The sequence below is a fragment of the Streptomyces sp. BR1 genome (assembly GCF_052373795.1).
In the GTDB taxonomy this organism is placed as follows: Bacteria; Actinomycetota; Actinomycetes; order Streptomycetales; family Streptomycetaceae; genus Streptomyces.
Genome location: NZ_CM126252.1, coordinates 2865947 through 2883310 on the forward strand (window position 1 = coordinate 2865947; position 17364 = coordinate 2883310).

The 17364-nt window shown below is 66.2% G+C and carries 31 protein-coding genes; all 31 read right to left on the reverse strand.

What is annotated here, in order from left to right; translation table 11 throughout:
• Positions 1–4 precede the first annotated feature (4 nt).
• Positions 5–871, reverse strand: a complete 867-nt coding sequence (truA, locus tag ACT1U9_RS12205; protein ID WP_444538360.1) for a tRNA pseudouridine(38-40) synthase TruA — start codon at positions 869–871, stop codon at positions 5–7.
• An 85-nt stretch (positions 872–956) separates the two neighbouring features.
• Positions 957–1442, reverse strand: a complete 486-nt coding sequence (gene rplQ, locus ACT1U9_RS12210) for a 50S ribosomal protein L17 (RefSeq protein WP_188276375.1) — start codon at positions 1440–1442, stop codon at positions 957–959.
• A gap of 180 nt (positions 1443–1622) precedes the next feature.
• Positions 1623–2645 carry a DNA-directed RNA polymerase subunit alpha gene (locus ACT1U9_RS12215; protein ID WP_003956430.1) on the reverse strand — a complete coding sequence of 341 codons (1023 nt, stop codon included), beginning with the start codon at positions 2643–2645 and terminating at the stop codon, positions 1623–1625.
• 134 nt (positions 2646–2779) lie between these two features.
• Positions 2780–3184: a 30S ribosomal protein S11 gene (rpsK, locus tag ACT1U9_RS12220; RefSeq protein WP_006376016.1), complete on the reverse strand. Its 405-nt coding sequence runs from the start codon at positions 3182–3184 to the stop codon at positions 2780–2782.
• Between the two features lie 66 nt (positions 3185–3250).
• Positions 3251–3631, reverse strand: coding sequence for a 30S ribosomal protein S13 (rpsM, locus tag ACT1U9_RS12225; protein WP_101389611.1), 381 nt, complete (start codon positions 3629–3631; stop codon positions 3251–3253).
• Between the two features lie 188 nt (positions 3632–3819).
• Entirely contained in the window at positions 3820–3933 is a 114-nt protein-coding gene (gene rpmJ / locus ACT1U9_RS12230; RefSeq protein ID WP_003956441.1) for a 50S ribosomal protein L36, read from the reverse strand.
• Between the two features lie 28 nt (positions 3934–3961).
• Positions 3962–4183 (reverse strand): translation initiation factor IF-1, encoded by a 222-nt coding sequence (gene infA, locus ACT1U9_RS12235; RefSeq protein WP_003956442.1) that lies wholly within the window; start codon positions 4181–4183, stop codon positions 3962–3964.
• Positions 4184–4346: 163 nt separating this feature from the next.
• Positions 4347–5192: a type I methionyl aminopeptidase gene (gene map / locus ACT1U9_RS12240; RefSeq protein WP_444538361.1), complete on the reverse strand. Its 846-nt coding sequence runs from the start codon at positions 5190–5192 to the stop codon at positions 4347–4349.
• A gap of 129 nt (positions 5193–5321) precedes the next feature.
• On the reverse strand, positions 5322–5981 hold the full coding sequence (locus ACT1U9_RS12245) for an adenylate kinase (protein ID WP_444538362.1): 660 nt from the start codon (positions 5979–5981) through the stop codon (positions 5322–5324).
• Entirely contained in the window at positions 5981–7294 is a 1314-nt protein-coding gene (gene secY, locus ACT1U9_RS12250) for a preprotein translocase subunit SecY (protein WP_444538363.1), read from the reverse strand. The genes ACT1U9_RS12245 and secY overlap by 1 nt, the downstream gene beginning before the upstream one ends.
• 216 nt (positions 7295–7510) lie before the next feature.
• A complete protein-coding gene (gene rplO / locus ACT1U9_RS12255; RefSeq protein ID WP_361430787.1) occupies positions 7511–7966 on the reverse strand; it encodes a 50S ribosomal protein L15 in 456 nt (151 codons plus the stop codon).
• A 1-nt stretch (position 7967) separates the two neighbouring features.
• Positions 7968–8150 carry a 50S ribosomal protein L30 gene (gene rpmD, locus ACT1U9_RS12260; protein ID WP_007826007.1) on the reverse strand — a complete coding sequence of 61 codons (183 nt, stop codon included), beginning with the start codon at positions 8148–8150 and terminating at the stop codon, positions 7968–7970.
• On the reverse strand, positions 8150–8752 hold the full coding sequence (gene rpsE, locus ACT1U9_RS12265) for a 30S ribosomal protein S5 (RefSeq protein WP_015035588.1): 603 nt from the start codon (positions 8750–8752) through the stop codon (positions 8150–8152). Before rpsE ends, rpmD begins: the two co-directional genes overlap by 1 nt.
• Positions 8753–8798: 46 nt before the next feature.
• Positions 8799–9182: a 50S ribosomal protein L18 gene (gene rplR / locus ACT1U9_RS12270; RefSeq protein WP_444538364.1), complete on the reverse strand. Its 384-nt coding sequence runs from the start codon at positions 9180–9182 to the stop codon at positions 8799–8801.
• Positions 9183–9185: 3 nt separating this feature from the next.
• Positions 9186–9725 carry a 50S ribosomal protein L6 gene (gene rplF, locus ACT1U9_RS12275; protein ID WP_188276382.1) on the reverse strand — a complete coding sequence of 180 codons (540 nt, stop codon included), beginning with the start codon at positions 9723–9725 and terminating at the stop codon, positions 9186–9188.
• Between the two features lie 21 nt (positions 9726–9746).
• A complete protein-coding gene (gene rpsH, locus ACT1U9_RS12280; protein ID WP_067163170.1) occupies positions 9747–10145 on the reverse strand; it encodes a 30S ribosomal protein S8 in 399 nt (132 codons plus the stop codon).
• 212 nt (positions 10146–10357) lie between these two features.
• Positions 10358–10543 carry a type Z 30S ribosomal protein S14 gene (locus ACT1U9_RS12285; protein WP_004571834.1) on the reverse strand — a complete coding sequence of 62 codons (186 nt, stop codon included), beginning with the start codon at positions 10541–10543 and terminating at the stop codon, positions 10358–10360.
• A 5-nt stretch (positions 10544–10548) separates the two neighbouring features.
• Positions 10549–11106, reverse strand: a complete 558-nt coding sequence (gene rplE, locus ACT1U9_RS12290; RefSeq protein ID WP_067163167.1) for a 50S ribosomal protein L5 — start codon at positions 11104–11106, stop codon at positions 10549–10551.
• Positions 11106–11429, reverse strand: coding sequence for a 50S ribosomal protein L24 (gene rplX, locus ACT1U9_RS12295; protein WP_067163164.1), 324 nt, complete (start codon positions 11427–11429; stop codon positions 11106–11108). Before rplX ends, rplE begins: the two co-directional genes overlap by 1 nt.
• Before the next feature lie 2 nt (positions 11430–11431).
• Positions 11432–11800 carry a 50S ribosomal protein L14 gene (gene rplN / locus ACT1U9_RS12300; RefSeq protein ID WP_053727611.1) on the reverse strand — a complete coding sequence of 123 codons (369 nt, stop codon included), beginning with the start codon at positions 11798–11800 and terminating at the stop codon, positions 11432–11434.
• A gap of 101 nt (positions 11801–11901) precedes the next feature.
• Entirely contained in the window at positions 11902–12186 is a 285-nt protein-coding gene (rpsQ, locus tag ACT1U9_RS12305; protein ID WP_008739702.1) for a 30S ribosomal protein S17, read from the reverse strand.
• Complete coding sequence (gene rpmC, locus ACT1U9_RS12310; protein ID WP_015035581.1) at positions 12186–12410, reverse strand: 50S ribosomal protein L29; 225 nt, start codon at positions 12408–12410, stop codon at positions 12186–12188. Before rpmC ends, rpsQ begins: the two co-directional genes overlap by 1 nt.
• Positions 12410–12829 carry a 50S ribosomal protein L16 gene (gene rplP / locus ACT1U9_RS12315; RefSeq protein WP_053727610.1) on the reverse strand — a complete coding sequence of 140 codons (420 nt, stop codon included), beginning with the start codon at positions 12827–12829 and terminating at the stop codon, positions 12410–12412. The genes rpmC and rplP overlap by 1 nt, the downstream gene beginning before the upstream one ends.
• 5 nt (positions 12830–12834) lie before the next feature.
• The gene (rpsC, locus tag ACT1U9_RS12320; protein WP_101389601.1) at positions 12835–13665 is read right to left on the reverse strand and encodes a 30S ribosomal protein S3; all 831 of its coding nucleotides are present in this window, start codon (positions 13663–13665) and stop codon (positions 12835–12837) included.
• Positions 13665–14012 carry a 50S ribosomal protein L22 gene (rplV, locus tag ACT1U9_RS12325; protein WP_030359020.1) on the reverse strand — a complete coding sequence of 116 codons (348 nt, stop codon included), beginning with the start codon at positions 14010–14012 and terminating at the stop codon, positions 13665–13667. Before rplV ends, rpsC begins: the two co-directional genes overlap by 1 nt.
• 41 nt (positions 14013–14053) lie before the next feature.
• The gene (gene rpsS, locus ACT1U9_RS12330; RefSeq protein ID WP_030154697.1) at positions 14054–14335 is read right to left on the reverse strand and encodes a 30S ribosomal protein S19; all 282 of its coding nucleotides are present in this window, start codon (positions 14333–14335) and stop codon (positions 14054–14056) included.
• A 12-nt stretch (positions 14336–14347) separates the two neighbouring features.
• Entirely contained in the window at positions 14348–15184 is an 837-nt protein-coding gene (gene rplB / locus ACT1U9_RS12335) for a 50S ribosomal protein L2 (protein WP_444538365.1), read from the reverse strand.
• A gap of 39 nt (positions 15185–15223) precedes the next feature.
• The gene (gene rplW, locus ACT1U9_RS12340; protein WP_444538366.1) at positions 15224–15544 is read right to left on the reverse strand and encodes a 50S ribosomal protein L23; all 321 of its coding nucleotides are present in this window, start codon (positions 15542–15544) and stop codon (positions 15224–15226) included.
• Positions 15544–16194 carry a 50S ribosomal protein L4 gene (rplD, locus tag ACT1U9_RS12345; RefSeq protein WP_444538367.1) on the reverse strand — a complete coding sequence of 217 codons (651 nt, stop codon included), beginning with the start codon at positions 16192–16194 and terminating at the stop codon, positions 15544–15546. Before rplD ends, rplW begins: the two co-directional genes overlap by 1 nt.
• A gap of 7 nt (positions 16195–16201) precedes the next feature.
• A complete protein-coding gene (rplC, locus tag ACT1U9_RS12350; protein WP_444538368.1) occupies positions 16202–16846 on the reverse strand; it encodes a 50S ribosomal protein L3 in 645 nt (214 codons plus the stop codon).
• Positions 16847–16859: 13 nt separating this feature from the next.
• Positions 16860–17168, reverse strand: a complete 309-nt coding sequence (rpsJ, locus tag ACT1U9_RS12355) for a 30S ribosomal protein S10 (protein ID WP_003948644.1) — start codon at positions 17166–17168, stop codon at positions 16860–16862.
• Positions 17169–17364 lie beyond the last annotated feature (196 nt).

Genomic DNA, 17364 nt, shown 5'->3' on the forward strand with positions numbered 1-17364 from the left:
CCCGTCAGCAGCAGCCGGGGCCCTCTTCGCGCCCCGGCAGGGTGCGCATGTTGCGGGCCTCGCGGCTGCGCGCGGCCAGCAACTCGTCGGCGGGGTAGCCGACTTCCTCCAGGGTGAGGCCGTGCGGCTTCACCACGTGCACGGACGAGTCCCGCACGGCGGCGGCCAGCACCTTGCCCGGCCACTCCACGCCCCGGTGCCCGTCGCCGACGTACAGCAGCGCGCCCACCAGCGAGCGCACCATGTTGTGGCAGAAGGCGTCGGCGCGGACGGTCGCGGTGACGATGCCGTCCTCGCCCCGCACCCAGGAGAGCTGCTGGAGCGTACGGATGGTGGTGGCACCCTCGCGCTTCTTGCAGTACGCGGCGAAGTCGTGCTCGCCGAGCAGCGCGGTGGAGGCGGCGTTCATCGCCTCGACGTCCAACTCCCAGTCGTGCCACAGCACATGGCCGCGCAGCAGCGGGTCGACACCGCCGGGGTTGTCGGTCACCCGGTACGCGTACCGCCGCCAGATCGCGGAGAAGCGCGCGTTGAAACCGCTCGGGGCCTCCGCGACCTTCCAGATCCGGACATCGTGGGGCAGCCGCCCGGCGAGGCGCCGCAGCAGCTTCTCGCGGTGCTCGGCCCATACGTCCTCGGGCAGATCGACATGCGCCACCTGCCCGCGCGCGTGCACCCCCGCGTCGGTACGCCCGGCGACCGTCAGGTCGTACGTCTGGTCCGACCGCGTCACCGTGCGCAGCGCGCTCTCGATCTCGCCCTGGACCGTCCGCCGGCCGCTGGGCTGCTTGGCCCAGCCGGAGAAGTCCTTGCCGTCGTACGACAGGTCAAGCCGTACCCGGACCCGGCCGGGCTCCACCTCATCACTCACGTAACAGATCCTCTCAGACCGACAGAAAAGCGGAACGGGCCCGTCCCCCGAAGGGAACGGACCCGTCCGTCAGTCGTCGGAACGCTTAGGCGTCCTTGGACTCCTCCGCCGGAGCGGCGTCCTCGACCTCGGCGGTCTTGGCGGCCTCGTCGGCCTCCTTGACGGCGCGCTTCGCGGCGGCCTCGGCCTCGGCGACGGTCGCCTTCTTGGCGATCTCGCCCTCGACCAGCTCGATCACGGCCATCGGCGCGTTGTCACCACGGCGGTTGCCGATCTTGGTGATACGGGTGTAACCACCCGGACGCTCCGAGTAACGCGGCGCGATCTCGGTGAAGAGGGTGTGGACGATGCCCTTGTCGGTGATCGTCTGCAGCACCAGGCGACGGTTGTGGATGTCGCCCTTCTTCGCCTTGGTGATCAGGCGCTCGGCGACCGGACGCAGGCGGCGGGCCTTGGCCTCGGTCGTGGTGATGCGGCCGTGCTCGAAGAGCGACTTCGCCAGGTTGGCGAGGAGCAGCTTCTCGTGCGCGGCGGAGCCGCCGAGGCGGGCGCCCTTTGCGGGACGGGGCATTGCATTCTCCTAGGTGTCTGCCCTGGCCGTATCAGGTACCGGGGTCAGTATCCGAGCAAGGCGGTCGCCTGTCGGAGATCCGGGAGCACCCCCGAAGGGGTGCTTCCGGAAGGGGCGCGGAGAGCTGCGCGATCAAGCACAGCGCACCGCACCCGAGTACGGACCGTGAGGCCCGAGCTCTTAGTACTGCTCGGTCTCGACGAACCCGGCGTCCGCGTCGTCGTCGGCGCCGAAGGCGTCGGCGGCAGCCGTCGGGTCGAAGCCGGGAGGCGAGTCCTTCAGCGCGAGGCCCATGCCGGCCAGCTTCGCCTTGACCTCGTCGATCGACTTCGCACCGAAGTTGCGGATGTCGAGCAGGTCGGCCTCGGAACGCGCCACGAGCTCACCCACGGAGTGGATGCCCTCGCGCTTGAGGCAGTTGTACGAACGAACGGTGAGCTCGAGCTCCTCGATCGGCAGCGCCAGGTCGGCGGCAAGGGCGGCGTCCGTGGGGGACGGGCCCATGTCGATGCCCTCGGCGTCGATGTTGAGCTCGCGCGCCAGACCGAACAGCTCGACCAGGGTCTTACCGGCGGACGCCATGGCGTCGCGCGGGCGCATGGCCTGCTTGGTCTCGACGTCGACGATCAGCTTGTCGAAGTCGGTGCGCTGCTCGACACGGGTCGCCTCGACCTTGTAGGTGACCTTGAGAACCGGCGAGTAGATGGAGTCGACCGGGATACGGCCGATCTCCTGGCCCACCTGCTTGTTCTGGACGGCGGACACGTAGCCGCGACCGCGCTCGACGGTCAGCTCCATCTCCAGCTTGCCCTTGCCGTTGAGCGTGGCGAGGACCAGGTCCGGGTTGTGCACCTCGACACCGGCCGGGGGCGCGATGTCGGCGGCGGTGACCAGACCCGGGCCCTGCTTGCGCAGGTACATCACGACCGGCTCGTCGTGCTCCGAGGAGACGACCAGCTGCTTGATGTTGAGGATGAGGTCGGTCACGTCCTCCTTGACGCCCGGCACGGTGGTGAACTCGTGCAGAACGCCGTCGATCCGGATGCTGGTGACAGCGGCGCCCGGGATCGAGGACAGGAGGGTGCGGCGCAGGGAGTTGCCGAGGGTGTAGCCGAAGCCCGGCTCCAGCGGCTCGATCACGAACCGCGAGCGGTACTCGTCGACGACCTCTTCGGTCAGCGAAGGACGCTGAGCGATAAGCATGTGTGTTCCTTCAGTCGTGGGCGCCCACTATTTGACGCCCTCGGTTTTACTGCGTACTGCAAGGGTACGGGCGGTACCGCCCCGAAGAGCCGTACCGCCCGAAACCTCAAGGCAATCCTTGAAGCAGCCGTGCGTCAGACGCGGCGGCGCTTCGGCGGACGGCAGCCGTTGTGCGGCGTCGGGGTGACGTCCTGGATCGAGCCGACCTCAAGGCCGGTGGCCTGGAGGGAGCGGATCGCGGTCTCGCGGCCGGAGCCCGGGCCCTTGACGAAGACGTCGACCTTGCGCATGCCGTGCTCCTGCGCGCGGCGGGCGGCCGACTCGGCGGCCATCTGCGCGGCGAACGGAGTCGACTTGCGGGAGCCCTTGAAGCCGACGTGGCCGGCGGACGCCCAGGAGATCACGTTGCCCGCGGGGTCCGTGATCGAGACGATCGTGTTGTTGAACGTGCTCTTGATGTGGGCGTGCCCGTGAGCGACGTTCTTCTTTTCCTTGCGGCGCACCTTCTTGGCAGCGCCCTGACGACCCTTGGGGGGCATCTATTACTCCTACGGGAGGTGGTCGGTCCTACAGCGAAGACCGTGTGGTCAAGCGTCCGCTGAGGACTACTTCTTGCCCGGCTTCTTCTTACCGGCGATGGCGCGACGCGGGCCCTTGCGGGTACGGGCGTTCGTGCTGGTGCGCTGACCGTGGACCGGCAGGCCACGACGGTGACGCAGACCCTGGTAGCAGCCGATCTCGACCTTGCGGCGGATGTCGGCCTGGATCTCGCGGCGGAGGTCACCCTCGGTGCGGAGGTTGGCGTCCACGTACTCGCGGATCTTGACCAGGTCCTCTTCGGCCAGGTCACGAACGCGGGTGTTCGGGTTCACGCCGGTGGAGGAGAGGATCTCCTTGGACCGGGTGCGCCCGATACCGAAGACGTAGGTGAGTGCGATCTCCACACGCTTTTCGCGCGGGATGTCAACACCGGAAACGCGTGCCATTCAATGGCTCCTGTGTGTTCGGGGGTCTTCCGCAGAACCACTCCCGACCGCCGTACTAGGTACGTATCGGGTCCCCGGCCCCCGCCGGAGGTGTCGCCGACCCTGTGTGGGCTGGGCGGGATCTGCGTATGTACGTTTTTGCTTGCGTCGCGCGAAGAACTGCGTAAATGCAGGTCGGTCGGCGTGCGTCAGCCCTGGCGCTGCTTGTGGCGCAGGTTGTCGCAGATGACCATGACCCGGCCGTGACGGCGGATCACCTTGCACTTGTCGCAGATCTTCTTGACGCTCGGCTTGACCTTCATTGGATTCAGGTTCTCCGGGTCGTGAGATCTACTTGTACCGGTAGACGATCCGGCCACGCGTCAGGTCGTACGGAGAGAGCTCCACGACGACCCGGTCATCCGGGAGGATACGGATGTAGTGCATCCGCATCTTGCCGCTGATGTGCGCGAGGACCTTGTGACCGTTCTGGAGCTCCACCTTGAACATGGCGTTCGGGAGGGACTCGATCACGGTGCCCTCGATTTCGATGGCACCTTGCTTCTTGGCCACGCTTCGCCTTTCGAATCGGCTACCTTGATCGACTCCCGCGATCGTGTGCGGACACACGGGTACACGAGAGCCGACGCATCAGTCTACGTCAGGGCACCCGAAAAGACGAATCAGTGGAGTTTGCCCTCAAGCGTAGATCGTTAAGCGGCCCGCCCAGGACCGGTCAGCCCAGCGGGTCCGGGGCCGTCGTGACGCCGTACTCCGCCAGCTTCGCCTTGCCGCAGTCCGGGGAGGTCAGGACGATCGGGCCCGCCTCGGTCAGCGCGATCGAGTGCTCCCAGTGCGAGGACCAGGTGCCGTCCGTGGTGATCACGGTCCAGTCGTCCTCAAGCACCTCGGTGCGCGGGGTGCCGAGCGAGACCATCGGCTCGATGGCCAGGCAGAAGCCCGGGACCAGCTTCGGGTTGTGGCGGCCGAGCAGACGGCGCTTGTCCACGTAGTTCAGCAGGTGCGGGTCCATGTGCATCTCGGAGCCGATGCCGTGGCCACCGTACTCCTCGATGATCCCGTACTTGCCGGTCGAGGGGCGGGGCTGGCGGCGGATGTAGCCCTCGATCGCACGGGAGATGTCCACCAGGCGGTTGCCCTTCTTCACCGCCGCGAGGCCGGCCCACATCGACTCCTCGGTCACCCGGGAGAGCTCCAGCAGCTCCGGGGCGTGACCGGAGCCGACGAAGGCGGTGAACGCCGCGTCGCCGTGCCAGCCGTCGATGATCGCGCCCGCGTCGATGGAGATGATGTCGCCGTCCTTCAGGACGGTCTTGTCGTCCGGGATGCCGTGGACGACGACCTCGTTGACCGAGGTGCAGATGGTGGCGGGGAAGCCGCCGTACCCCAGGAAGTTCGACTTGGCGCCGTGCTCGGCGATCACCTTGCGGGCGACCTCGTCCAGGTCCCTGGTCGTGGACCCGGGCACCGCCGCCTCACGCGTGGCCGCGTGGATCGCGGCGACGACCAGGCCCGCCTCGCGCATCTTCGCGATCTGCTCGGGGGTCTTGATCTCCACCATGGCGGCTGACGCCTTTCTGAAACGGATACAGGGGTACGTCAACGATACGGCCACCCGCGCCCGGGTACGGCAACGGCCGCGATGCCCGGTGCGGGCAGCGCGGCCGTGAGCCTGGAAAGGCAGGTGGCGTCAGGCGGTCTTCTCGGCGCGCAGCGCTTCCATCGCGCGCTCCGTGACCTCGTCGACCTTGCCGAGCGCGGAGATCGTCACGACCAGGCTCTGGGCCCGGTAGTAGTCGATGATCGGCTCGGTCTCGCTGTGGTAGACCTCAAGGCGCTTGCGGACGGTGTCCTCGGTGTCGTCGGCGCGCTGGTAGAGCTCGCCGCCGCAGGCGTCGCAGACGCCCTCGGCCTTGGGCGCGTTGTAGGCGACGTGGAACACGTGGGCGGAGTCGGTGCGGCAGATGCGCCGGCCGGCGATCCGCTTCACGACCTCGTCCTCGGGTACTTCGAGGTCGAGAACGGCGTCCAGCTTCACGCCGTCCGTCTTCAGCGCCTCGTCCAGGGCCTCGGCCTGGACGACGTTGCGCGGGAAGCCGTCCAGAAGGAAGCCGTTCTCGGCGTCCGGCTGGGCCATGCGGTCCTTGGCCATCCCGATGGTGACCTCGTCGGGCACCAGGTTGCCAGCGTCCATGTACGCCTTGGCCTGCTTGCCCAGCTCCGTGCCCTGACTGATGTTGGCACGGAAGAGGTCGCCCGTGGAGATGTGCGGGATCGCCAGGTTCTTGGCAAGGAACGCGGCCTGCGTTCCCTTGCCGGCACCGGGCGGTCCGACGAGGACGATTCGCATCAGCGGAGGAACCCTTCGTAATTGCGCTGCTGGAGCTGGCTCTCGATCTGCTTCACGGTCTCCAGACCCACACCCACGATGATGAGGATGCTTGTCCCGCCCAGCGGGAAGCTCTGGTTGGCCCCGAAGATCACCAACGCCATCGTCGGTACGAGCGCGATCAGTCCCAGATACAGCGACCCCGGCCAGGTGATCCGGTTGAGCACGTAGCTCAGGTACTCAGCAGTAGGTCGACCAGCCCGGATACCCGGGATGAAGCCACCATACTTCTTCATGTTGTCGGCGACTTCCTCGGGGTTGAACGAGATCGCCACATAGAAGAAGGCGAAGAACACGATGAGGAGGAAGTAGCTGACGATGTAGTAGGGGTGGTCGCCCTTGACGAAGTTGTCCTTGATCCAGATCGCCCAGCCCGCAGTGGAGTTGGAGAACTGGACGACCAGCGCCGGGATGTAGAGCAGCGACGACGCGAAGATGACGGGAATCACACCCGCCTGGTTGACCTTCAGCGGGATGTACGTCGAGGTTCCGCCGTACGACCTGCGGCCGATCATGCGCTTCGCGTACTGCACCGGGATGCGGCGCTGGGCCTGCTCTACGAAGACCACCAGGGCGACCATGACCAGGCCGACCAGGATGACAGTGCCGAACTCGATCCAGCCCTGGGCGAGGTGGCCCTGCGTCTTGATGGCCCACAGCGAGGTCGGGAAGCTGGAGGCGATCGAGATGAACATCAGGATCGACATGCCGTTGCCGATACCGCGGTCGGTGATGAGCTCACCGAGCCACATGACGGCGGCGGTGCCGGCGGTCATCGTGATGACCATCGTGATGGTGGTGAAGATCGACCGGTTCGGCACGATCTCGCTGGCCACCTGGCAGCCGCTGAACAGCGCGCCCGAGCGTGCGGTGGCCACCAGGCCGGTGCCCTGGAGGATGGCGAGGGCGACCGTCAGATAACGCGTGTACTGCGTGATCTTGGCCGTGCCCGCCTGCCCCTCCTTCTTGAGGGCTTCCAGACGCGGGATCACCACGGTCAGCAGCTGCAGAATGATGCTCGCCGTGATGTACGGCATGATGCCCAGCGCGAAGATCGTGATCTGGAGCAGGGCACCACCGCTGAACATGTTGACCAGGCCGAAGAGGCTGTTGCCCGACTTCGCCTGGTCGACGCACACCTGTACGTTCTTGTAGTCCACCCCGGGGATCGGGATGTGCGTCCCCATCCGGTACAGCACGATGATGCCGAGCGTGAAGAGCAGCTTCTTGCGCAGGTCAGGCGTCTTGAACGCCTGGGCGAACGCGGTGAGCACGGTGCCTCCTGCGACCCCCGCGCTACGTGCGTCAAGGGTGACGGTCTTGAGGTTCGACGGATAGGAATGAGTCAGAGGAACCGGGCGGGCATACCGCACGGAAACTTAGACAGTGCACGCCACCTTACCGGCGACCCTGCCCCCCTAGGAACGACCAACCGGGGATGCCCCAATTCAGAGGCATCCCCGGTCGGATGTTCAGGCCAACGAGCTGTCTCAGACGAGCTCGGTGACGGTGCCGCCGGCGGCGGCAATCTTCTCCTTGGCGGAGCCGGAGACGGCGTCGACCGTCACCTGCAGCGCCACGGAGATCTCGCCCTGGCCCAGGACCTTGACGAGGCTGTTCTTGCGCACGGCACCCTTGGCGACCAGGTCGGCAACGGTGACTTCGCCACCCTCGGGGTAGAGGGCGCCGAGCTTGTCCAGGTTCACGACCTGGAACTCGGTGCGGAAGGGGTTCTTGAAGCCCTTCAGCTTCGGGAGACGCATGTGGAGGGGCATCTGCCCACCCTCGAAGCGCTCCGGAACCTGGTAGCGGGCCTTCGTGCCCTTGGTACCACGACCCGCGGTCTTACCCTTGGACGCCTCACCACGACCCACACGGGTCTTGGCGGTCTTGGCACCCGGGGCAGGGCGGAGGTTGTGGGCCTTCAGCGGGGAGTTCTCCGCCATGTCAGTCGACCTCCTCAACCGTCACGAGGTGGCGGACGGTGTGCACCATGCCGCGGAACTCGGGACGGTCCTCCTTGACAACCGTGTCGTTCAGGCGCTTGAGCCCGAGCGAACGCAGGGTGTCGCGGTGGTTCTGCTTGCTGCCGATGTACGACTTCGTCTGCGTGATCTTGAGGCGGGCCATTACGCACCCGCCCCGGCACGCGCACGAAGCAGAGCCGCGGGGGCGACGTCCTCGAGGGGCAGACCGCGGCGGGCCGCGATCTCCTCGGGACGCTGCAGGCCCTTGAGGGCCTCCACGGTCGCGTGCACGATGTTGATCGCGTTGTCGGAGCCGAGCGACTTCGACAGGATGTCGTGAACGCCGGCGCACTCCAGAACGGCGCGCACCGGGCCACCGGCGATAACACCGGTACCGGGGGAAGCAGGCTTCAGCAGGACAACGCCAGCCGCCTTCTCGCCCTGGATCGGGTGCGGGATGGTGCCCTGGATACGGGGAACCTTGAAGAAGTTCTTCTTGGCTTCCTCGACACCCTTGGCGATGGCCGCGGGAACTTCCTTGGCCTTGCCGTAACCGACACCTACGGTGCCGTCACCGTCGCCCACCACGACCAGCGCGGTGAAGCTGAAGCGGCGACCACCCTTGACAACCTTGGCAACGCGGTTGATCGCGACAACGCGCTCAACATAAGCGGTCTTCTCGGCGGCAGCGCCACCGTCGCGACCCTTCCGGTCCCGCCGCTCGCCGCCACCGGCACCGCTTCCGCGGCGCTGGGGTCCAGCCATTGGATTTACCTCTCTCTGTTACGTCCGTTAGTCCCGGAACCGGGGCTTAGAACTTCAGCCCGGCTTCGCGGGCGGCGTCAGCCAGAGCGGCAATGCGCCCGGCGTACCTGTTGCCACCACGGTCGAACACGACGGCCTCGACACCGGCGGCCTTGGCGCGCTCGGCGACCAGGGCGCCGACCTGCTTGGCCTGCGCGGACTTGTCGCCCTCGCCACCGCGGATCGAAGCGTCCAGGGTCGACGCCGACGCCACGGTGTGACCCTTGATGTCGTCGATGACCTGAGCGGTGATACCGCGGTTCGAACGCGTCACGACGAGACGCGGACGCTCCGCCGTACCCGACACGTTCTTACGGATGCGGATGTGGCGGCGCGCCTTGGCGGCCCGCTTGTAAGCGTCGCCCTTGGCGATCTTCACACCGTATGCCATGGCTTACTTACCAGCCTTTCCGACCTTGCGGCGGATGACCTCGCCGGCGTACTTGACGCCCTTGGCCTTGTACGGGTCGGGCTTCCGCAGCTTGCGGATGTTCGCCGCGACCTCGCCGACCTTCTGCTTGTCGATGCCCTCGACCGAGAACTTCGTGGGCGACTCGACCTTGAAGGAGATGCCTTCGGGCGCCTCGATCGTGATCGGGTGGCTGTAGCCAAGCGCGAACTCCAGGTTGGAGCCCTTCGCCTGGACGCGGTAACCGACACCGCTGATTTCGAGCGCCTTGACGTATCCCTGGGTCACGCCGGTGATCATGTTCGCCACCAGCGTGCGGGACAGGCCGTGCAGGGCCTTGTTCTGACGCTCGTCGTTGGGACGGGTGACGTTGAGAACGCCGTCCTCGCCCTTGACAATCTCGATCGGCGCGGCAACAGCGTGCGTGAGGGAGCCCTTGGGGCCCTTCACGTGCACCGTACGGCCGTCGATGGTGACGTCCACACCAGCGGGAACCTGGATGGGGAGCTTGCCGATTCGCGACATTAGCTTTTCCTCCGTTCCCGACTACCAGACGTAGGCGAGGACTTCCCCACCCACGCCCTTCTTGCCTGCCTGCTGACCGGTCAGGAGACCGTGGGACGTGGAGATGATCGCCACGCCCAGGCCGCCGAGGACCTTCGGCAGGTTGGTGGACTTCGCGTACACACGCAGACCCGGCTTCGAGATCCGCTTGATGCCGGCGATCGAGCGCTCGCGGTTCGGGCCGAACTTCAGCTCGAGGACGAGGTTCTTGCCGACCTCGGCGTCCTCGACCTTCCAGCCGGTGATGAAGCCCTCCTGCTGGAGGATCTCCGCGATGTGCGACTTGATCTTGCTGTGCGGCATCACGACGGTGTCGTGGTACGCCGAGTTCGCGTTACGCAGACGCGTGAGCATGTCTGCGATGGGGTCAGTCATGGTCATGAATTGGCCTTCGGCCTCTCTCGCCGGGGTTTCCTGTATGCGCCATCCCTCTCCCCACTCATGGGCGGGACGGGTGCGGTGCGGGGACCTACGGCGTAGTAAGTCGTACGGGCGGCGGACGCCCAACCCTCCTAGCCTAAGCCATGGAGGGATGGGCCTCCGCCCACCCTTTGCTTACCGAGAGACTCCGGAAAAACCCGAAATTGCGGGGTTTACCAGGAGCTCTTGGTCACGCCCGGCAGCTCGCCACGGTGAGCCATCTCACGAAGGCAGACGCGGCACAGGCCGAACTTGCGGTACACGGAGTGCGGCCGGCCACAGCGCTGGCAGCGGGTGTACGCGCGCACAGCGAACTTGGGCTTACGGGCAGCCTTCGCGATGAGAGCCTTCTTCGCCATCTCGCTTACGCCTCCTTGAACGGGAAGCCGAGGTGACGGAGAAGGGCGCGGCCCTCAGCGTCGTTGGTCGCCGTGGTGACCACGGTGATGTCCATACCCCGGGTACGGTCGATCTTGTCCTGGTCGATCTCGTGGAACATGACCTGCTCCGTGAGACCGAAGGTGTAGTTGCCACGGCCGTCGAACTGCTTCGGCGACAGACCACGGAAGTCACGGATACGCGGCAGCGCGAGCGACAGCGTACGGTCCAGGAACTCCCACATGCGGTCACCACGGAGGGTGACGTGGCAGCCGATCGGCTGACCCTCGCGCAGCTTGAACTGCGCGATGGACTTCCGGGCCTTCGTCACGGCCGGCTTCTGGCCGGTGATCGTGGTCAGGTCGCGGATGGCGCCGTCGATCAGCTTGGAGTCGCGGGCGGCGTCGCCCACACCCATGTTGACGACGACCTTGACGAGGCCGGGGATCTGCATGACGTTCTCGTACGAGAACTCCTCACGCAGCTTGCCCGCGATCTCCTCGCGGTACTTCGTCTTGAGACGCGGAGTGGTGGTGGTAGCCATCAGATGTCCTCACCCGTCCGCTTGGCAACGCGAACCTTGTTGCCCTCGTCGTCGAAGCGGTAACCGACACGCGTGACGACCTTGTTGCCGTCCTTCTCCACGACGAGCTGAACGTTGCTCACGTGGATCGGGGCCTCGGTGGTCACGATGCCGCCGGTCTGCGAACCGCGAGCGGTCTGGCCGGCCTTCGTGTGCTTCTTGACCCGGTTGACACCCTCGACCAGGACGCGGTCCTCGCGGGGGAAGGCCGCGATGACCTTGCCCTGCTTGCCCTTGTCCTTACCGGTGATGACCTGGACCAGGTCGCCCTTCTTGATCTTCATGCTTACAGCACCTCCGGCGCGAGCGAGATGATCTTCATGAACTTCTTCTCGCGCAGCTCCCGGCCCACCGGGCCGAAGATGCGGGTGCCGCGGGGGTCGCCGTCGTTCTTCAGAATGACAGCGGCGTTCTCGTCGAAGCGGATGTACGAGCCGTCCTGACGACGACGCTCCTTGACGGTGCGCACGACGACAGCCTTGACGACGTCGCCCTTCTTCACGTTGCCACCGGGGATTGCGTCCTTGACGGTGGCGACGATGACGTCACCGATGCCCGCGTAGCGGCGACCGGAGCCACCGAGAACACGGATGCAAAGGATCTCCTTGGCACCAGTGTTGTCGGCGACACGCAGTCGCGACTCCTGCTGGATCACGTCTATCTCCTGATCGTCTGCCGGTTCCCGGCCGGGGCTCTCTCACAAGAGCCCCGGCCGAGCCTGGCGGAACTGACTTGAAGGGTTACCCCCTCAAGTAATTACTTGGCCTTCTCGAGGATCTCGACGATGCGCCAGCGCTTGCTCGCCGACAGCGGACGCGTCTCCATGATGAGGACGCGGTCGCCGACACCGGCAGCGTTCTGCTCGTCGTGCGCCTTGAGCTTGTTCGTACGGCGGATGACCTTGCCGTACAGCGCGTGCTTCACGCGGTCCTCGACAGCGACGACGACGGTCTTGTCCATCTTGTCGCTGACGACCAGACCCTCACGGGTCTTGCGGAAACCGCGCTGCTCAGTCGTCTCAGTCACATTCTTCTCGCTCATCAGGCGCTCTCCACCGTCTCGATGCCGAGCTCGCGCTCACGCATCAGGGTGTAGATCCGGGCGATGTCCTTACGGACGGACTTGAGCCGACCGTGGTTTTCGAGCTGGCCCGTCGCCGCCTGGAAGCGGAGGTTGAACAGCTCTTCCTTGGCCTCGCGGAGCTTGTTGAGGAGCTCCTCGTTGCCCAGCTCGCGCAGCTCGGACGCCTTGGTTCCGGCCGACATCACGCCTCACCTGCCTCGCGCCGAACGATGCGGCACTTCATCGGGAGCTTGTGAGCAGCGCGGGTGAGCGCCTCACGAGCAATCTTCTCGTTCGGGTAGGACAGCTCGAACATCACCCGGCCCGGGTGAACGTTCGCGACCCACCACTCCGGAGAACCCTTACCGGAACCCATGCGGGTCTCGGCAGGCTTCTTCGTCAGGGGGCGGTCCGGGTAGATGTTGATCCAGACCTTGCCGCCACGCTTGATGTGGCGGGTCATCGCGATACGAGCCGCCTCGATCTGGCGGTTGGTCACGTACGCCGGCGTGAGGGCCTGGATGCCGTACTCGCCGAACGCAACCGTCGTACCACCCTTGGCCATACCGCGGCGCTTGGGGTGGTGCTGCTTGCGGTGCTTGACCCTACGGGGGATCAGCATGTCGGTCAGGCCTCCGTTCCGGTGCTCTCAGCCGGAGCGGCGGCAGCGGCCTCGGCCTTGGGGGCCTCGGCAGCAACAGCCTGCTGCGGCTTGCGGCCGCGACCGCCACGCTCGCCACCACGGCCACCACGGCCGGCCGGACGCTCGTTGCCACCACGGGCCGGGCGGTTACCCGCACGGGCCGCGGCGTTCTCGGCGCGGACCTCGGCGATGTTCTTGACATCGCCCTTGTAGATCCAGACCTTCACGCCGATGCGGCCGAAGGTCGTCTTGGCCTCGAAGAAGCCGTAGTCCACGTTCGCGCGGAGCGTGTGCAGGGGCACACGGCCCTCGCGGTAGAACTCCGAGCGGGACATCTCGGCGCCGCCGAGACGGCCACCGCACTGGATCTTGATGCCCTTGGCGCCGGCCTTCATCGTGCCCTGCATGCTCTTGCGCATGGCACGACGGAAGGAGACGCGGGAGGAGAGCTGCTCGGCAACGGCCTGGGCGACCAGCTGAGCGTCCATCTCGGGGTTCTTGACCTCGAGGATGTTCAGCTGGACCTGCTTGCCCGTGAGCTTCTCGAGGTCGCCGCGGATGCGGTCGGCCTCGGCGCCACGGCGGCCGATGACGATGCCCGGACGCGCGGTGTGGATGTCCACCCGCACACGGTCACGGGTGCGCTCGATCTCAACCTTCGAGATGCCGGCGCGCTCCATGCCGGACGTCATCATCCGACGGATGGCGACGTCTTCCTTGACGTAGTCCTTGTACAGCTTGTCGGCGTACCAACGGGACTTGAAGTCCGTGGTGATGCCGAGCCGGAACCCATGCGGGTTAACCTTCTGGCCCATTACCGGGTTCCTTCCTTGCTGCTGACGACCACGGTGATGTGGCTGGTCCGCTTACGGATCCGGTAGGCACGGCCCTGAGCACGCGGACGGAACCGCTTCAGGGTCGGACCCTCGTCCACAAACGCCTCGCTGATGAACAGCGAAGAGGCGTCCGTGTGGTCGTAGTTGTGCGCGGCGTTGGCGATGGCGCTGTCCAGCACCTTGCCAACCGGCACGCTCGCGGCCTGCGGGGCGAAACGCAGGACCGCCTGAGCCTCCGTGGCATCCATGCCACGGATGAGGTCCACCACGCGGCGGGCCTTCATGGGCGTGACGCGGATGTACCGCGCCTGGGCCCTGGCTTCCATGGTTGTCCCTTCGGTGTAAGTCATAGTCGTTCCACCCCGCGTTAGCGGCGCTTCGACTTCCGGTCGTCCTTGACGTGGCCGCGGAAGGTGCGAGTCGGCGAGAACTCGCCGAGCTTGTGGCCGACCATCGACTCGGTGACGAACACCGGGACGTGGGTCTTGCCGTTGTGCACCGCGATCGTGTGGCCGAGCATGGCCGGGATGATCATCGAGCGACGGGACCAGGTCTTGATGACGTTCTTGGTGCCAGCTTCGTTCTGGGCGTCCACCTTCTTTACGAGGTGTCCGTCGACGAAGGGCCCCTTCTTGAGACTGCGCGGCATCTAAACCCGCTCCTAGCGCTTCTTGTTCGTCTTGCGGCGGCGGACGATGTACTTGCTCGATGCCTTCTTCGGCGAGCGAGTACGACCCTCCTTCTGACCCCACGGGGAGACCGGGTGGCGACCACCGGAGGTCTTGCCCTCACCACCACCGTGCGGGTGGTCAACCGGGTTCATCGCGACACCGCGGACGGTCGGGCGAACGCCCTTCCAGCGCATACGGCCGGCCTTGCCCCAGTTGATGTTCGACTGCTCGGCGTTGCCGACCTCGCCGATCGTGGCGCGGCAGCGGGCGTCGACCAGGCGGATCTCACCGGAAGGCATACGAAGGTGGGCCATGGTGCCCTCCTTCGCCAGCAGCTGCACGGAGGCACCCGCGGAGCGGGCGAACTTCGCGCCGCCGCCGGGCCGCAGCTCGATGGCGTGGATGGTCGTACCGACCGGGATGTTGCGCAGCGCCAGGTTGTTGCCGGGCTTGATGTCGGCCAGCGGGCCGTTCTCAATCCGGTCGCCCTGCTGCAGGCCACGGGGGGCGATGATGTAGCGCTTCTCGCCGTCCGCGTAGTGCAGGAGCGCGATGCGCGCGGTGCGGTTGGGGTCGTACTCGATGTGAGCGACCTTCGCCGGCACGCCGTCCTTGTCGTGACGACGGAAGTCGATCACTCGGTAGGCGCGCTTGTGGCCACCGCCCTGGTGGCGGACGGTCACACGACCGGTGTTGTTACGGCCGCCCTTGCTGTGCAGGGGGCGGACCAGCGACTTCTCCGGCGTGGACCGCGTGATCTCGACAAAGTCGGCGACGCTGGAGCCACGACGGCCCGGAGTCGTCGGCTTGTACTTGCGGATACCCATTTCTCAGTCCTCGTCCGATATTCGGACCAGGGCGCTCCGTTAGGAGGCCTGGCCGAAGATGTCGATACGGTCGCCCTCAGCGAGGGTCACGATGGCGCGCTTCGTGTTGGCACGCTTGCCGAAACCGGTCTTGGTGCGCTTGCGCTTACCCTGACGGTTGATCGTGTTGACCCCGGTGACCTTGACCGAGAAGACCGCCTCGACGGCCTGCTTGATCTGGGTCTTGTTGGCGCCGGGCGCGACGATGAACGTGTACTTGTTCTCGTCAAGAAGCGCGTAGCTCTTCTCGGAGACGACCGGCTTGATCAGAAGGTCGCGCGGGTCCGAGAACGTCTTGCTGGTGACGACGGCCTCAGTCATCAGGCCTCGCTCCCTTCGGTCTCAGCGGTCTGGGGGCCAGACACGAAGGACTCGAAGGCGGCCTTGGTGAAGACCACGTCGTCGGAGACGATCACGTCGTACGTGTTGAGCTGGCCCGGCTCCAGGATGTGCACCTGGGGCAGGTTGCGGGCGGACAGCCACGCGGCCTCGTCGGCACGCTCGACGACCAGGAGCAGGTTCTTGCGCTCCGAGATCTTGCCGAACAGCGTCTTGGCGGCCTTGGTGGAGATACCACCCTCGACCACGCCGGTGACGACGTGGATACGGGAGTGACGCGCCCGGTCCGAGAGGGCACCGCGCAGGGCGGCGGCCTTCATCTTCTTCGGGGTGCGCTGCGAGTAGTCACGCGGCACGGGACCGTGCACGACGCCACCACCGGCGAACTGCGGCGCGCGGGTCGAGCCCTGACGGGCGCGGCCGGTGCCCTTCTGGCGGTAAGGCTTCTTGCCACCACCACGGACTTCGCCACGGGTCTTGGTCTTGTGCGTGCCCTGGCGGGCAGCCGCGAGCTGAGCGACGACGACCTGGTGGATCAGCGGAACGCTGGTCTTGGCGTCGAAGATCTCCGCGGGGAGCTCGACGGTCCCGGCCTTGTCGCCAGCCGGCGAAAGGATGTCAATGGTGCTCATCGGTTCCTCAAACCCCCTTGGCCGCGGTACGGACCAGGACGAGGCCACCGTTCGGACCGGGGACCGCGCCCTTGATGAGCAGCAGACCCTTCTCCGCGTCAACGGCGTGGACGGTCAGGTTCTGGGTGGTCACACGCTCGTTGCCCATGCGGCCCGCCATGCGGAGGCCCTTGAACACACGGCCAGGGGTGGCGCAGCCACCGATGGAACCGGGCGAGCGGTGCTTGCGCTGGGTGCCGTGACCGGCGCCCAGGCCCTTGAAGTTGTGACGCTTCATGACACCGGCGAAGCCCTTGCCCTTGCTCTTGCCCGTGACGTCGACCTTGACGCCGGACTCGAACACCTCGGCAGTGATCTCCTGGCCGAGCGTGTACTCGCTGGCGTCGGAGGTACGGAGCTCCACCAGGTGGCGGCGCGGGGTGACGTCGGCCTTGGCGAAGTGACCCTTGAGGGGCTTGTTCACCTTGCGCGGGTCGATCTCGCCGAAGGCGATCTGGACCGACTCGTAGCCGTCGATGTCGTTCGTGCGGACCTGGGTCACGACGCACGGCCCGGCCTTGACGACGGTCACCGGGACAACCCGGTTGTTCTCGTCCCAGACCTGGGTCATGCCGAGCTTCTCGCCCAGGACGCCCTTAATGTTCTTTGCCATCTCGCGCGTCACCTCAGAGCTTGATCTCGATGTCGACGCCCGCCGGCAGGTCGAGGCGCATAAGCGAGTCAACCGTCTTCGGCGTGGGGTCGAGGATGTCGATGAGGCGCTTGTGCGTGCGCATCTCGAAGTGCTCGCGCGAGTCCTTGTACTTGTGCGGCGACTTGATGACGCAGTACACGTTCTTCTCGGTGGGGAGCGGCACCGGGCCCGCGACCGACGCACCAGTGCGGGTCACCGTCTCGACGATCTTCTTCGCCGAGGAGTCGATGACCTCGTGGTCGTAGGCCTTGAGCCGGATGCGGATCTTCTGTCCCGCCATGGCTACTTAGTAGTCCTTTGTCTCGTAACGCTCTGGAACCCGGGGGTTCTACTGACTCTGTCTCCGACCCACGCGGTCGGGCGTGTCGCACTCCCTCTACGCAGAAATCCCATACGGGATTTCCCAACCAAGGGGATGCGGGCCGTGGACCTCGCAAGCGGGGGCAGAACACCCACCGGGTGCCTGGCCGGAGCCC